This window comes from Pseudomonas fluorescens, from assembly GCF_002837185.1.
GTDB classification, from domain to species: domain Bacteria; phylum Pseudomonadota; class Gammaproteobacteria; order Pseudomonadales; family Pseudomonadaceae; genus Aquipseudomonas; species Aquipseudomonas fluorescens_AM.
Map to the genome: position 1 here is coordinate 85055 of NZ_KZ477995.1, position 14146 is coordinate 99200.

Genomic DNA, 14146 nt, shown 5'->3' on the forward strand with positions numbered 1-14146 from the left:
CAGTGAACCTACAGTTACAGAGTCAGGAAGCCGTCGTAGAGCCCATAAGCCGCCACCAGGGCGCCAATGACCACTGCGGCGAAAATCAGCTTCTCGACGTGGGTGAATATCGGTTTGCCCAGTTCATGCTTGGCCTTGGCGAACAGGATCGCGCCGGGGGCGTAGAGCAGGGCGGAAAGCAGCAGGTATTTGGTGCCGCCGGCGTAGAGCAGCCAGATCGCATAGATCAGGGCGATGGCGCCGATGAACAGGTCTTTCTTGCGTTCCTTAAGAGCGTTTTCATAAGTCTCGCCGCGCACCGCCAGCAACAGCGCATAAGCTGCCGACCACAGGTAAGGCACCAGGATCATCGAGGTGGCGAGGTAGATCAGCGACAGGTAAGTGCTGGCGGAAAACAGCGTGATGACCAGGAACAGCTGGACCATCGCGTTGGTCAGCCACAGGGCGTTGACCGGCACGTGGTTGGCGTTTTCGCGGCGCAGAAACGCCGGCATGGTGTGGTCCTTGGCGGCGGCGAACATGATCTCCGCGCACAGCAGCACCCACGACAGCAACGCGCCCAGCAGCGAAATGATCAAGCCGACGCTGATCAGCACCGCGCCCCAGTGGCCCACCACATGCTCCAGCACGGCGGCCATCGATGGGTTCTGCAGCTTGGCCAGTTCCGGCTGGGTCATGATGCCCAGGGACAGCACGTTCACCAGCATCAGGAACAGCAGCACGGTGATAAAACCGATCACGGTGGCCTTGCCGACGTCGCTGCGTTTCTCCGCACGGGACGAGAAGATGCTCGCGCCCTCGATACCGATGAACACCCACACGGTGACCAGCATCATGTTGCGCACCTGGTTCATCACGCTGCCCAGGTCCGGATTTTTCATGCCCCAGATGTCAGCGGTGAAGATGTCCAGTTTGAACGCGAACAGTGCGATCAACACGAACAGCACCAACGGCACCACTTTGGCGACGGTGGTCACCAGGTTGATGAACGCCGCTTCCTTGATCCCGCGCAGCACCAGGAAATGCACGGCCCACAGCAACACCGACGCGCCAATCACGGCCGCCGGGGTGTTGCCTTCGCCAAAGATCGGGAAAAAGTAACCGAGGGTGCTGAACAGCAGTACGAAATACCCGACGTTGCCCAGCCAGGCACTGATCCAGTAACCCCAGGCGGACGAGAACCCCATGTAGTCGCCGAACCCGGCCTTGGCGTAGGCGTAGACACCGCCGTCCAGGTTTGGCTTGCGGTTGGCGAGGGTCTGGAACACGAATGCGAGGGTCAACATGCCGATGGCGGTAATTACCCAGCCAATCAACACCGCGCCTACGTCGGCACTGGCGGCCATATTTTGCGGCAATGAGAAGATCCCACCGCCAATCATCGAGCCGACGACGAGGGCAACCAGCGCACCAAGCCTAAGTTTTGCGGGTGAATCAGACATTGCGTGACTCCAATGCAGGAGAGAGAGATCACAGAATAATTCCGTGCGCTAATCAAACAACTGACTCAGATCACTTCATTGGCACATTCCATTGTGAATTAATGACTTAGGATGGAAGTACGTGGGATGATGAAAATCCCGAAGAAGCGCGTTGCACAGCGGTTCTTGCAGCCTGATTAATTATTTGGTGGGACGTGGATGTATGACGCTAGTTTGCATTGGCCAATGTGCAAACTTTTTTATTAAAGTTTGACGCTCGATTTATCATGCACTTATTTAAATTCTAAATAAGCCTAAATATCCTGTCTTTACATGCCCTTATGTTATGAAGATCTACACGATTAAAGTGAATTAGATGAGCGCGTGGATGTCAGCTGAAAAATTGACTTCGAGGAATCTTCATGCCCCACCCCGCACAGAAACTTCGGCTCAGTGCGCTGATCGCCCTGGTGGTGGGTTCGATGATCGGCGGTGGGATCTTTTCCTTGCCACAGAACATGGCCGCGCGCGCGGGCGTGGGCGCGGTGCTGATCGGCTGGGCGATCACGGCGGTCGGTATGCTGACCCTGGCCTTCGTGTTCCAGACCCTGGCCAACCGCAAGCCGGAACTCGATTCCGGCGTGTATGCCTACGCCAAGGCGGGGTTTGGCGACTACATGGGGTTCTCGTCCGCCTGGGGTTACTGGATCAGTGCGTGGATGGGCAACGTCGGTTACTTCGTCTTGCTGTTCAGCACCCTCGGCTACTTTTTTCCGGTGTTCGGCCAGGGTAATACGCCGCTGGCCATCGGCTGTGCATCCGTGTTGCTGTGGGCCGTGCACTTCCTGGTGATGCGCGGGATCAAGGAGGCGGCGTTCATCAACCAGATCACCACGGTGGCGAAAATTGTGCCGCTGCTGATGTTTATCGTGATTGCCGCGGTGGCGTTCAAGGCCGACATCTTCAGCCGTGATATCTGGGGCCTGGGCAACCCACAGATGGGCAGTGTGACGGAGCAGGTGCGCCACATGATGCTGGTCACGGTGTTTGTGTTCATCGGTATTGAAGGCGCCAGCGTCTACTCGGCACGGGCCGAGAAACGCGCGGACGTGGGCCGGGCCACCGTGATTGGGTTTCTCGGCGTGCTGGCGCTGTTGATGCTGGTGAATGTGCTGTCCCTGGGGATCATGAGCCAGCCGGAACTGGCGCAATTGCAAAACCCCTCTATGGCCGGGGTTCTGGAACATATCGTCGGGCCCTGGGGAGCGATATTGATCAGCATCGGCCTGGCGGTTTCGCTGCTCGGGGCGCTGTTGTCATGGGCGTTGCTGTGTGCGGAAATCCTTTACGCCACCGCCCAGGACAAGACCATGCCGGCGTTCCTGAAGAAGGAAAACGCCAACCAGGTGCCGGTCAACGCGCTGTGGCTGACCAATGTGATGATCCAGGCATTCCTGGTGATTACGCTGTTTTCAGCCAGTACCTACACCACCCTGATCTACCTGGCATCGTCGATGATTCTGGTGCCGTACCTGTGGTCGGCGGCCTATGCGGTGCTGTTGAGCGGGCGTGGGGAAACCTATGAGGGCGCCCGGCATCGACGCATGAAGGACTTGCTGGTGGGCCTGATTGCCCTGGCTTACGCTGTATGGCTTTTGTATGCCGGCGGCCTGAAATACCTGCTGCTGTCGGCGCTGTTGTATGCCCCGGGTGTGATTCTGTTCGCCCAGGCCAAGCGCGAGCAGGGCCAGGCCTTGTTTACCCCGGTGGAGAAAGGCATTTTCGGGTGTGTAATGGCGGGCGCCGCAGTGGCGGCCTATGGGCTGTACAGTGGGGTGTTGTCCTTGTGAGCGGTCGGGGGATTGATAGTGGCTGTACTGGCCTCATCGGGGGCAAGCCCCCTCCCACATTTGATTTGTGAACCCAGTCAAAAGTGGGAGGGGGGCTTGCCCCCGATAGCGGTTTTGAGGTCACCACTGAGGCCGATGCGACCCCAATTCCCCAGCCGGCACCTCCCATTGCAACGGCGTACCGCTGATCGTCAGCGGCGCCAGCAATCGATGCGCCTGGCCCCAGGCGGTCTGTTCCACCACCAGACCTTGATCACCCGCTTCTTCGGCCCGCAACGCCGGTTGCTCCGGCACCTGCCCCGCATCCACCAGTAACTTCGCCGTGCGCGCCAGCGACAACCGCGCCGAACCACCACGCCCGGACTTCAAGCGTTCGCCCAACGCCCGGATCGCGCTCGCTGCCATCAAATACCCGGTCGCGTGGTCCAGCGCCTGCACCGGCAGGGGCAACGGTTTGTCCGCCTGCTTCCAAGTCATGCCGGCTTCGGCAATCCCGCTGCTCATCTGCACCAGGCTGTCAAACCCGCGCCGATTGCGCCATGGGCCGCTCCAGCCATAGGCGTTGAGGCTGACGTCGATCAGGCCCGGCGCGATGCGTTGCAGGTCGTCGCCCGCGTAGCCCAGTTGCTCTAACGCATCGGCGCGGTAACCGTGGAACAGAATGTCGGCGTCCCCGAGTAACGCTTCGAAGACCTGCCGGCCTTCGGCGCTTTTCAGGTCAAGCCGCGCGCAGCGCTTGCCCAGGGTCATTTCCGGCACCACGCCGGGCTCGTCCCAGGTGGGCGAGTCGATGCGCAACACGTCCGCGCCCAGACCCGCGAGAAAACGACTGGCGACCGGGCCGGCCAGGACGCGGGTCAAATCCAGCACCTTGATACCGGCCAGCGGTCGGGCCATGGTGCCGAGCCAGGGTTTGTTGCCGACGGTGGCGAAGGCCTGCCGCTGTATCAGGGGCTCGGCATTCACCGCCATGCCTTGGGCGTGGCCCTGCCAGGCTTGCCACGTACGCATTTGCGCCGCGCAACCGCCCGCGTCGACCACCGCCTGTTCCAGTTCGGCGGCGTTCCACTTGGCGACGTTACGCGCCATTTGCGCGTGTTCAGTTACCTCGCCCAATACCCGTTCAGCGGCGGCGCGGTGATGGGGGGCGTTGGTGTGCAAGCGAATCCAGCCGTCGGCGCTGGCGTAGTCACCGGCTACCGGGTCCCACAGCGGCGGCACTTGCCAACCCAGCGGGCGAATCGATGAGGAAAACCAGAACGAGGCGAGGCGACGGTCTACGCTGATGCTCGGCAAACGTGCGGTCTGTTGGCGGATAAGCTCGGCAACGGCCTGGCCGGCGGCGCCGATGCTGGCGGCGGCCAGATCAGTCACGGCGAAGGCCGAGGGCAGGGCGCCGGGCTCGCTCAGGGTCAGCGGGGTGTGCGGTAGATCGAGTGCGGCTTGGATGGATGTCAGCAGGTCAGTCATCGAAGGCCCTCCTTAAGAGAAGGGCCACTATAGAAGATCATCCGGCCGGTGTGACAACCCCAGGTGCCAATGGCAGTTCGATACTGGCGACAAAGCCGCCGCGTGGGTGATTGGCCAGGATCAGGTGGCCGCCATGGCGTTCGGCGGCGCGACGTGCAATCGCCAGGCCCAGGCCGTGGCCTTGCGCGGTCTGGCCGGGGGCGCGGTAGAACGGCTCGCCCAATTGGCTCAGGTGCTCGGTGTCGACACCGGGGCCGTGATCGCGCACGCTGATCAGGATCCGGTCGCCGTGCCGCTGCGCGTGCAACTCGATGGGTTGGCCGGCCGGGTTGAAGCGCTGCGCATTGCGCAGCAGGTTATCCACGGCGCGTTCGATCATGGTCGGCCAGCCCTTGAGGCGCAGGTCGGGTTCAGCCGTCAGTTGCACCTCTTGCTCCGGCGCGCCGAGCTGGGCGTCCTTTTGCAGCGTCTTGAGCAGCGGGTTGAGGTCGATCTCTTCGGCGCTGGCGTTGTCGGCATCCACCCGGGCCAGTACCAGAATCTCACTGATCAGGGCTTCCAGGCGGTCGCATTCGCGGGTCAGGCGCGGCCAGAGTTTTTCCCGTTCTTCGGGGCTGGCGCGCTCGGCCAGGGCCAGGGCGATACGCAAGCGGGCCAGGGGCGAGCGCAGTTCGTGGGAGACGTCGCGCAACAGTTGGCGCTGGCTGCCGATCAGGCTTTGCAGGCGGGCGCCCATGCGGTTGAAGTCGGTGGCCAGTACGCCAAATTCATCGCGGCGATTGGCCAATTGCGCCAGGCTGTTCTGCTGGTACGTGGCTTGGCCCAGGTCGTGCACCGCGCCGCGCAGTCGGCTGAGCGGGCGGGTGATGGACAGGGTCACCAACAGGCTGAACAGCGTCAGCACCACCAGGGCAATGGCCAGGGCGCTGAACGGCCATAACAGGCTGCTGCGGTGCCAGGCATCCAGCTCCGGATGGGGAATGCGATAGATCAGCAGGTAGGTGTCGCCGGTTTTTTCGCTGGTGTATTCGGCGGTCAGGCGCCGCCAGGGCAGATGGCCGTCCTGGCTGTCATTCTGCCGGGCTTCGAAGGCGGCGGCACGGCGCGGGAAGGTGCCGCGTACCACCGGCTCGCCGCCCTCGTTGAGCACTTGCACGTCAATGTGGTACTGGCGCTTGCGCTGCTGCAGCAACTCCTGGGCAGCCTCTTCGCCCTGGGCTTCGTAGAGTTGCGTCCACTCTTGCGCCAGATTGTTGAGGCCGGGATGGCGGCTGAGAATCCAGGCGTCCTGGTTCAGCATATGCCCAAGCAGGATCGACAACCCGGCAACCAGGGCGATGGCCAACCAGAAACTCGCCAGGATGCGCCAGAACAATGAACGCACGGGAAACCCTCAAACAGGAAAAGCCCAGTGGCGGGGGCCACTGGGCTGGGAGCATTAACGCTAGGGCATTATTGCGCTTTTTGCGGCTGTTGCGCTTTCCAGGCCTGGAATTCCTTCCATTCGGCACGACGCTGCTCTTGTTGCTTGACGATCTCGTCGAACTGCTTCTGCTGATCGGGCTTGAGGATGGCGCGGATACCGGCCTGGGTTTTCTGCTTGCCGGCGGCGATTTCGTCCTGCATGGCTTTCTGGTCAGCGGCCGGCAGTTTGTCCAGGTACTTCTGGGTCAGCTCTTTGCGAGCGTGCCATTGGTCACCCATCAGCTTGCGGATCTGCTCGCGTTGTTCCTTGCTCAAATCCAGCTGGCTGAACGGGCCGCCTTTACCACGCGGACCGTGTTCACCGTGACCCGGGCCACCCATCATGTGGCCTTCCGGGCCGCCCATCGGGCCGGGGCCTTCCGGCATGGCGGCCATGGCGACGGTAGGCAGTGCAGTGGCGAACATCAAAGCGATAAGGGTCTTGCGCATGGTGATTCTCCTGTCTCTGTTCCGGTGAGTCCGGATGTGAGTAGGTTACCCAGAGCAAGGTCAGCCGCCGTCAGCGGAGCGTAAAGGTTTGGTAAGGGGCAAACTGCAAGCTGCAAGCTGCAAGCTGCAAGCTGCAAGCTGCAAGCTGCAAGCTACAAGCTACAAGCTACAAGCTACAAGCTACAAGCTGCAAGCTGCAAGCTGCAAGCTACAAGTGAACAGCTCTTACTTGCAGCTTGTAGCTTGCCGCTTATAGCTGCCCCCTAAAAACTATAATAGTAACCACGACTACGCAGCGCCACGATCCGTGGCCGGCCGTCCGGGTGCGGGCCGATCTTCTTGCGCAGGTTGCTCACGTGCATGTCCAGGCTGCGATCGTAGAGGGTCAACTTGCGGCCCAGGGCGATCTGCGCCAGTTCCTGTTTATCCAGGGGTTCGCCGGGTTGGCGCAGCAAGGCTTCGAGCAGGCGGCTTTCGGAGACCGTCAGGGTAAATTCCTGTTCGTCGATGCTGACCACCCCGCGCACCGGGCTGAAGCACAGGTCGCCCAACTCCAGTTGGGACGACACGGCAGCCGGATGACTGCGGCGCAGCACGGCGCGCAAGCGCGCGGTGAGTTCGCGCGGGTCGCAGGGCTTGGCCAGGTAATCGTCGGCGCCCAGTTCCAGGCCGAGGATGCGGTCCAGGGGTTCGCCGCGGGCCGAGAGCATCAGCACCGGCAACTCCGGGTGGTCGTTGCGCAATTGCTTGAGCAACTCCAGGCCACTGCCGTCGGGCAGCATCACGTCGAGCACCACCGCTGCTGGAGCGGCTTCGGCCAAGGCCTTGCGGGCGCTGGAGCCGTCATGGCAGGCGCGCACCTGGAAACCTTCCTGGCTCAGCCAACTGGTCAGCAGCTCACAGAGCTCCTGGTCATCATCTATCAGTAACAGCTCGCTCATGACTCACTCAATTTAGCCATTGTCGACGACGACGGTGCCCACCGCTGGCAAAGATACCGCACAGCAAGGCGATCAGTGCGACGCCCGCGCCGATGACAAACCATTGCTGCTGCTCGGTCAGCCATCGAGTCAAGGCACCGGCCTGTGTTTCTTTGAGTTGCTGGACCAGGCGTTGGTTCTCCTGGCGCAAACGACTCAGTTGCGCGCTTTCCGGGTTCGATTGCGCGCCTTGCAGTTGCTTGCTCAGCGCTTCGCGTAGCCCTTCGCTTTCTTTCAAGCGTTGCTGCAATTCGGTGATCTGGCTGCCGGCACTCAAGGACAGCGGCGTGGAGCTGCCACCATTCGAAAGTTCTTCAGCATGGGCCGTCGCCCCGATCATTAACATTGCCAACAGACACAACTGACGTAAGCGCATCGGAACTCCTGATTCCACACGAATATTCAGAACGTTGTCGGCAGGTTAGCGGGAATGATGAGCCATCAGGCTGGCGCCCAAGCGTTTTGGTTCGGCGCCACCGGGCTCAAGGCAGGACTTGCTTGAACGGCTTGATCACGACATCAGCGTAGACGCCCGCCGCCACATAAGGATCAGCCTTGGCCCACGCCTGGGCATCGGCCAGGGACGCGAACTCGGCAACGATCAGGCTGCCGGTGAAACCCGCGTCGCCCGGGTCGTTGCTGTCGACGGCCGGGTGCGGGCCAGCCAGTACGATGCGGCCTTCGGTTTGCAGCTGCTTGAGGCGTTCGACATGGGCCGGGCGCACGCTCAGGCGTTTTTCCAGCGAATTGGCAACATCGGTGGCAATGATGGCGTAGAGCATGTCAGTCCTCGGTTTTCGGCGTGGTGGCAGTGTCATGCAGGTGGCGCGACAGGTAGATACCCTGGCCGACCAGGAACAGCAGGGTCATGGCCAGGCTGCCGAATACCTTGAAGTCGACCCAGTAGTCTTGAAAGGTAAACGCCACGAACAGGTTGGCGGCACCGCAGAAGATGAAAAACACGATCCAGGCCACGTTCAAGCGTACCCAGATCGGCTCCGGCAAAGTCAGCGCGTGGCCCATGATCCGCTTGATCAGCAGGCGATCACCAATGAAGTGGCTGCCGATGAAGACCAGGGCGAACAGCCAGTTGACCACCGGGGCTTTCCACTTGAGGAAGGTTTCGCTGTGGAAGGCCAGGGTCAGGCCGCCGAACACCAGGCAGGCGATGAGGGTCAGCCACTGGCTTTTTTCCAGCTTGCGCTGGGAGATGAAGATGGCGCCGTACACCACGATGGAGCTGATGATCAGCACGGCGGTGGCGCTGTAGATGCCGCCGAACGACAGTTCGTGACCGGCGATATCGATGACCCTGGGGTCGAGTTTGGTAACGATGAAAAACAGCAACAGCGGGATGAAGTCGATGAATTGTTTCACAGTAAGAGCCAGAAGCTGGATGTGGCGGCATAATAACAAACATCCTTGGTTGCGATAGCGCCAGCTGACTTGAGGTTACACACTCCCGTGAATGTTGATTTGCACTGCCACAGCACGGCCTCCGACGGCGCCCTGGCGCCTGCGGTACTGGTTGCGCGTGCGTTTGAAAAAGGCGTGCGAGTCCTGTCGCTGACCGACCACGACACCCTCGAAGGTCTCGATGAGGCCCGCGCGGCGGCTAACGCATTGGGTATGCAACTGGTCAACGGCGTGGAATTGTCCTGCACCTGGGGCGGCGCCACCATTCATGTGCTCGGCTACGGTTTCGAGCAAAACGCCCCGGCCCTGGTGGCGGCCATCGCCCAATTGCACGATGGCCGCTGGCTGCGGTCCGAAGAAATAAGCCGCAAGCTCAGCCTCAAGGGCATGCCTGGCGCCCTGGACGGCGCCCGCGCCATCCAGCAGGAGCTGGGCGACAGCGGCAATGCACCGGCCCGTCCGCACTTTGCCGACTGGATGGTGCGTGAAGGTTTCGTCAAGGACCGCGCCGAAGCTTTCCGTAAATGGTTGGGCGCGGGCAAGCTGGGTGATGTGAAGCAACACTGGCCAACCCTGGAAGACACCGTCGGCACCCTGCGGGCCTCCGGGGCCTGGGTCAGCCTGGCGCACCCCTGGCATTACGATTTCACCCGCAGCAAGCGCCGCAAGCTGATAGGCGACTATATTGGAGCGGGCGGCCACGCGATCGAAGTGGTCAACGGGCATCAACCCGCCGAGCAGGTCGGCAGCCTGGCGATCCTGGCCCGCGAATTTGGTCTGCTGGTCAGTGCCGGCAGTGATTTTCATGGCCCGGGCGGCTGGTCCGAGATCGGCGAGTATCGCCAGGTACCGGATGATCTGCCGCTGTTGTGGGGACGATTCAAGCATGACCCCATTATTGCCACCGTCTGAACAGGTAGAACACGTGAGTCAATTCTTCCAGATTCATCCGGAAAACCCCCAGGCGCGCCTGATCAAGCAGGCCGTCGAGATCATTCGCGCCGGCGGCGTGGTGATTTATCCAACAGATTCGTCCTACGCCATCGGTTGCCAGATCGGCGACAAAGGCGCGGTCGAGCGGGTCAGACGCCTGCGTGACCTGGACAAAAATCATAACTTTGCGCTGATCTGCAGCGACTTGTCGCAGTTGGGGCTGTTCGCCAAGGTCGACACGGGCACCTTCCGCTTGCTCAAGGCGCACACCCCAGGGCCGTATACCTTCATTCTCAACGCCACCCGCGAAGTGCCGCGCCTGTTGCTGCACCCGAAGAAGCGCACCATCGGCCTGCGCGTGCCCGAACACCCGATTGCCCTGGCGCTGCTGGCCGAACTGGGTGAGCCGCTGATGAGCGTGTCGTTGATCATGCCGGGCGATACCGAACCGCTGGAAGACCCGTACGAAATGCGCCAGTTGCTGGAGAAGCAAGTCGATCTGATCATCGACGGCGGCTTCGGCGGCGGCAAGGCGTCCACCGTGATCAACCTGGCCGACGGCGAACCTGAAGTGATCCGTGTGGGATGCGGCGACCCTACGCCGTTTATGGTCGAGGCCTGAATGTCGGTCGCGGAAACCGTTGATCCCCAGGCGGGCGCCCAGCAGGAACTGCCATTTGCCATGGTGTATGGCCAGGCGGTCATGGAAATGCCGCTGGACCTGTACATCCCGCCCGACGCCCTGGAAGTCTTCCTTGAGGCCTTCGAAGGCCCGCTGGACTTGCTGCTGTACCTGATTCGCAAACAGAACATCAACATCCTCGATATTCCCGTGGCGGAAATCACCCGGCAGTACATGGGCTATGTCGAACTGATGCAGTCGGTGCGCCTGGAACTGGCCGCCGAGTACCTGGTGATGGCCGCGATGCTCGCCGAGATCAAGTCGCGCATGTTGCTGCCGCGCTCGGAGACGGTCGAGGCCGAAGAAGATGACCCGCGCGCCGAACTGATCCGGCGTTTGCAGGAATACGAACGCTTCAAGGCAGCTGCCGAAGGTATCGACGGTTTGAGTCGCGTCGGCCGCGATGTGGTGGTGCCCAAGCTGGACGCGCCCGAAGCGCGCGCGCGCAAGCTGCTGCCTGACGTCAGCCTGGAGGAGCTGCTGATGTCCATGGCCGAGGTGCTGCGCCGTGGCGACATGTTCGAAAGCCACCAGGTCAGTCGCGAAGCCCTGTCCACCCGCGAGCGTATGAGCGATGTGCTGGAGCGCCTCAAGGGCGGCGGGTTTGTGCCGTTTGTCGAGCTGTTCACCGCAGAAGAAGGGCGCCTGGGTGTGGTGGTGACCTTCATGGCGATCCTGGAGCTGGTCAAGGAGTCCTTGGTCGAACTGGTCCAGAATGAGCCGTTTGCGGCTATCCATGTGCGGGCGCGAGCCGAATAACGAGCTGAATCGATGAATCTGACTGAACCCCGCGAACTGGCGCCCTTGCTGGAAGCTTTCCTTCTGGCCTCGGGCAAGCCGCAATCCCTGGAGCGCCTGTTCGAACTCTTTGAAGAGGCCGAACGCCCCGAACCGCCTGTGTTCAAGAAGGCGCTGGAGATCCTGCGCAAGTCCTGCGACGGTCGCGCCTTTGAGTTGCGTGAAGTGGCGTCGGGTTATCGCCTGCAGATCCGCGAGAAATTTTCCCCGTGGGTGGGACGCTTGTGGGAGGAACGCCCGCAGCGTTATTCGCGGGCGATGCTGGAGACCATGGCGTTGATCGCCTATCGCCAGCCGATCACCCGGGGCGAGATCGAAGATGTGCGTGGTGTGGCGGTCAACAGTCATATCGTCAAGACGCTGCTGGAACGCGAGTGGATCCGCATCGTCGGCTACCGTGACGTGCCCGGCAAACCGGCGATGTTCGCCACCACCAAAGTGTTCCTCGACCACTTCAACCTGAAAAACCTCGACGACCTGCCGCCGTTGGCCGAGCTGCGCGAGATGGAAGCCGAGCCGGTGCTGGATTTCGACGATGCGCCGGTGCCGCAGAGCCTGCAGGAACTGGCCGATGCCAGTGCCGAGCCGGAGGAGCCCAAGGACGAAACCAGTTTCCATACCTTGTTGCTGGAACTGGATGACATGGAGCAGGGCATCAAGACCGACTTTGATGATTTGCTGCGTGATGGCGTGTCGCAGCCGCAAACCCAGGTGAACGTTGAGCCCGAGCCCGACGTCGAAGAAGACGTGCTGGGCGTGGCCGATGCCCGCGAAAAACTGCTGGCCGCCGTCGCCGCTCTCGAACAGCCACCGCTGAGCGATGAAGAAGATGAAGCCCGGGCGTTGGCCGAGGCGATCGAAAACGAACGCCGCCAACTCGAAGACTGACACCGTCCAATATGTGAGGGGGCTTGCCCCCGATAGCAGTGTGTCAGTCAGCACAACCATCACTGATACACCGCAATCGGGGGCAAGCCCCCTCCCATATTTTGATCGCCGTTGTCCGAGAGCAAATATGACTTCGACCAAAGACCCCTGCATCAGCATCTGCAAGTTCAGCGACGATATCTGTGTCGGCTGCGGGCGCAGCAAGCGCGAAATCCGCGCCTGGAAGAAGCTCGACAAAGTCGACAAGCGCACAGTGCTGGCCGAAGCCGAACTGCGCTTGCTGGCCCTCGGCGCCACCGGTCGGCGGAAAAGCAAATGACTTGGGTGTTATCGACTACTCTCTGATGCGCAACACGCGCCATGCGCGTATGATTCGCGACCCTTTGCCGACCTATTCGGCCAAAGCCCCGCTTTCAACACTCTTCAGGCCACGCCTGAATCGACCCACCGGGAGGTGCTTAAGATGAACGACAAAGACCAGAACGACAGCCAGGAAGTCGGCCCAGCAGGCGAAAAACTGCAAAAGGTGCTGGCGCGTATCGGCGTGGGCTCGCGCCGCGACGTCGAAGCCTGGATCACCCAGAAGCGCATCAAGGTCAACGGCGTCGAGGCCACCCTCGGCCAGCGCGTCGACCTGCACGATGCAATCACCATCGATGGCAAGGTCATCAAGCGCGAAGAGGCCGCTGAATCGGTCCGCCGCGTGATCATGTACAACAAGCCCGACGGCGAGATCTGCACCCGTGACGACCCGGAAGGCCGTCCGACCGTGTTCGACAAGATGCCCAAGCCGAAAGAAGGCCGCTGGATCAACATCGGTCGTCTGGACATCAATACCACCGGCTTGCTGATGTTCACCACCGACGGTGAGCTGGCCAACCGCCTGATGCACCCCTCCTACGAGATGGACCGCGAATACGCCGTGCGTGTGCGTGGCGAAGTCGATGACGAGATGATCGAGCGCTTGAAAGCCGGTGTGGTCCTTGAAGACGGCCCGGCCAAGTTCACCGACATCAAGCAGGCGCCGGGTGGTGAAGGCTTCAACCACTGGTACCACTGCGTGGTGATGGAAGGCCGTAACCGTGAAGTCCGTCGCCTGTGGGAGTCCCAGGGCCTGGTGGTCAGCCGCCTGAAGCGTGTGCGTTTCGGCCCGGTGTTCCTCAACTCCGACTTGCCGATGGGTCGCTGGCGCGAAATGAGCCAGTACGAAGTCGACATCCTCAGCGCCGAAGTCGGCCTGACGCCGGTCGCGATGCCGCAGATGAACGCCAAGAGCAAAGACAAGCTTGAGCGTATGCAGCGTAAATCGTCGCGTCCCGTGCCGCGTACCGAGCGCGTTGCCCGCACCCTGCGCCCGGCGTTGAATGCACCGGCCACCGGCGGCCGTATCTCCCGTGAGCCGCAGATCGAAGGTGAGCGCCGTCCCACCTCGCCATCGCGCCAGGAAGGCGAGCGTGCTCCACGCGCACCGCGTCCGGCCCCGTCGGGTGGTCGCAGCAACCGTGGTGAAGCGGATCGCCCCGCCGACAACGCCAGCACCAAGCGTCCGGCCAAGCCTTCGGCGAACAAGCGCCCTGGCCCGAAACTGGTAGCTGACGAGCCGTCGGGCAAGCGCCGTGGCGCCCCGGCAGGCTCCGGTCAGCGTCCGGGTTTTGGTCGCAAGAAGCCGCAGTGATGCCGTAGCTGCTGCATAAAAAAGCCAACCCCAGGGTTGGCTTTTTTTTTCTCTGAATTTGAAATGCAATCAACTGTGGGAGGGGGCTTGCCCCCGATTGCAGTGTGTCAGCCTCAGTA

General features: G+C 61.6%; 15 protein-coding genes. 7 read left to right on the plus strand and 8 right to left on the minus strand.

All coding sequences use genetic code 11. The features are described 5' to 3' along the window. Positions 1–14: 14 nt before the first annotated feature. A complete protein-coding gene (arcD, locus tag CIB54_RS12745; protein WP_065949361.1) occupies positions 15–1442 on the minus strand; it encodes an arginine-ornithine antiporter in 1428 nt (475 codons plus the stop codon). Positions 1443–1843: 401 nt separating this feature from the next. Here arcD (CIB54_RS12745) and arcD (CIB54_RS12750) point away from each other — a divergent pair, with 401 nt between their 5' ends. Continuing rightward, on the plus strand, positions 1844–3271 hold the full coding sequence (gene arcD / locus CIB54_RS12750; RefSeq protein ID WP_101219950.1) for an arginine-ornithine antiporter: 1428 nt from the start codon (positions 1844–1846) through the stop codon (positions 3269–3271). Between the two features lie 120 nt (positions 3272–3391). Here arcD (CIB54_RS12750) and CIB54_RS12755 read toward each other — a convergent pair whose 3' ends face one another. From CIB54_RS12755 to CIB54_RS12785, 7 genes are all read right to left on the minus strand, one after another. After that, entirely contained in the window at positions 3392–4741 is a 1350-nt protein-coding gene (locus CIB54_RS12755; protein WP_101219951.1) for a CoA transferase, read from the minus strand. 37 nt (positions 4742–4778) lie between these two features. Then, complete coding sequence (locus CIB54_RS12760; protein ID WP_101219952.1) at positions 4779–6125, minus strand: sensor histidine kinase; 1347 nt, start codon at positions 6123–6125, stop codon at positions 4779–4781. A 68-nt stretch (positions 6126–6193) separates the two neighbouring features. Beyond that, positions 6194–6655, minus strand: a complete 462-nt coding sequence (locus tag CIB54_RS12765; RefSeq protein ID WP_101219953.1) for an LTXXQ domain protein — start codon at positions 6653–6655, stop codon at positions 6194–6196. A gap of 263 nt (positions 6656–6918) precedes the next feature. After that, positions 6919–7596: a response regulator transcription factor gene (locus tag CIB54_RS12770; RefSeq protein ID WP_065949366.1), complete on the minus strand. Its 678-nt coding sequence runs from the start codon at positions 7594–7596 to the stop codon at positions 6919–6921. Positions 7597–7603: 7 nt separating this feature from the next. Then, positions 7604–8011, minus strand: a complete 408-nt coding sequence (locus CIB54_RS12775; RefSeq protein WP_065949367.1) for an SH3 domain-containing protein — start codon at positions 8009–8011, stop codon at positions 7604–7606. Positions 8012–8117: 106 nt separating this feature from the next. Further along, positions 8118–8417 carry a YciI family protein gene (locus CIB54_RS12780; RefSeq protein WP_065887633.1) on the minus strand — a complete coding sequence of 100 codons (300 nt, stop codon included), beginning with the start codon at positions 8415–8417 and terminating at the stop codon, positions 8118–8120. Between the two features lies 1 nt (position 8418). Further along, on the minus strand, positions 8419–9012 hold the full coding sequence (locus CIB54_RS12785; protein ID WP_101219954.1) for a septation protein A: 594 nt from the start codon (positions 9010–9012) through the stop codon (positions 8419–8421). Positions 9013–9099: 87 nt separating this feature from the next. Between CIB54_RS12785 and CIB54_RS12790 the strand changes: the two genes are divergently transcribed. The 6 genes from CIB54_RS12790 to rluB all read left to right on the plus strand — a co-directional run bounded on the left by CIB54_RS12790 (position 9100) and on the right by rluB (position 14027). Next, positions 9100–9963, plus strand: a complete 864-nt coding sequence (locus tag CIB54_RS12790; RefSeq protein ID WP_065949369.1) for a PHP domain-containing protein — start codon at positions 9100–9102, stop codon at positions 9961–9963. Positions 9964–9976: 13 nt separating this feature from the next. After that, positions 9977–10606 (plus strand): L-threonylcarbamoyladenylate synthase, encoded by a 630-nt coding sequence (locus CIB54_RS12795; RefSeq protein ID WP_065949370.1) that lies wholly within the window; start codon positions 9977–9979, stop codon positions 10604–10606. A gap of 120 nt (positions 10607–10726) precedes the next feature. Next, complete coding sequence (locus tag CIB54_RS12800) at positions 10727–11425, plus strand: segregation and condensation protein A (protein ID WP_164365898.1); 699 nt, start codon at positions 10727–10729, stop codon at positions 11423–11425. A 12-nt stretch (positions 11426–11437) separates the two neighbouring features. Beyond that, entirely contained in the window at positions 11438–12352 is a 915-nt protein-coding gene (gene scpB, locus CIB54_RS12805) for an SMC-Scp complex subunit ScpB (protein WP_065949371.1), read from the plus strand. A 127-nt stretch (positions 12353–12479) separates the two neighbouring features. Next, complete coding sequence (locus CIB54_RS12810) at positions 12480–12671, plus strand: DUF1289 domain-containing protein (protein ID WP_065887639.1); 192 nt, start codon at positions 12480–12482, stop codon at positions 12669–12671. Positions 12672–12815: 144 nt separating this feature from the next. Next, the gene (gene rluB / locus CIB54_RS12815) at positions 12816–14027 is read left to right on the plus strand and encodes a 23S rRNA pseudouridine(2605) synthase RluB (protein ID WP_101219956.1); all 1212 of its coding nucleotides are present in this window, start codon (positions 12816–12818) and stop codon (positions 14025–14027) included. Positions 14028–14146 lie beyond the last annotated feature (119 nt).

Excerpts from the sequence above, each read along its gene's own strand:
- arcD (WP_065949361.1), bottom strand. The coding sequence starts at position 1,442 with ATGTCTGATTCACCCGCAAAACTTAGGCTTGGTGCGCTGGTTGCCCTC.
- arcD (WP_101219950.1), top strand. The coding sequence starts at position 1,844 with ATGCCCCACCCCGCACAGAAACTTCGGCTCAGTGCGCTGATCGCCCTG.
- CIB54_RS12755 (WP_101219951.1), bottom strand. The coding sequence starts at position 4,741 with ATGACTGACCTGCTGACATCCATCCAAGCCGCACTCGATCTACCGCAC.
- CIB54_RS12765 (WP_101219953.1), bottom strand. The coding sequence starts at position 6,655 with ATGCGCAAGACCCTTATCGCTTTGATGTTCGCCACTGCACTGCCTACC.
- CIB54_RS12770 (WP_065949366.1), bottom strand. The coding sequence starts at position 7,596 with ATGAGCGAGCTGTTACTGATAGATGATGACCAGGAGCTCTGTGAGCTG.
- CIB54_RS12775 (WP_065949367.1), bottom strand. The coding sequence starts at position 8,011 with ATGCGCTTACGTCAGTTGTGTCTGTTGGCAATGTTAATGATCGGGGCG.
- CIB54_RS12780 (WP_065887633.1), bottom strand. The coding sequence starts at position 8,417 with ATGCTCTACGCCATCATTGCCACCGATGTTGCCAATTCGCTGGAAAAA.
- scpB (WP_065949371.1), top strand. The coding sequence starts at position 11,438 with ATGAATCTGACTGAACCCCGCGAACTGGCGCCCTTGCTGGAAGCTTTC.
- CIB54_RS12810 (WP_065887639.1), top strand. The coding sequence starts at position 12,480 with ATGACTTCGACCAAAGACCCCTGCATCAGCATCTGCAAGTTCAGCGAC.
- rluB (WP_101219956.1), top strand. The coding sequence starts at position 12,816 with ATGAACGACAAAGACCAGAACGACAGCCAGGAAGTCGGCCCAGCAGGC.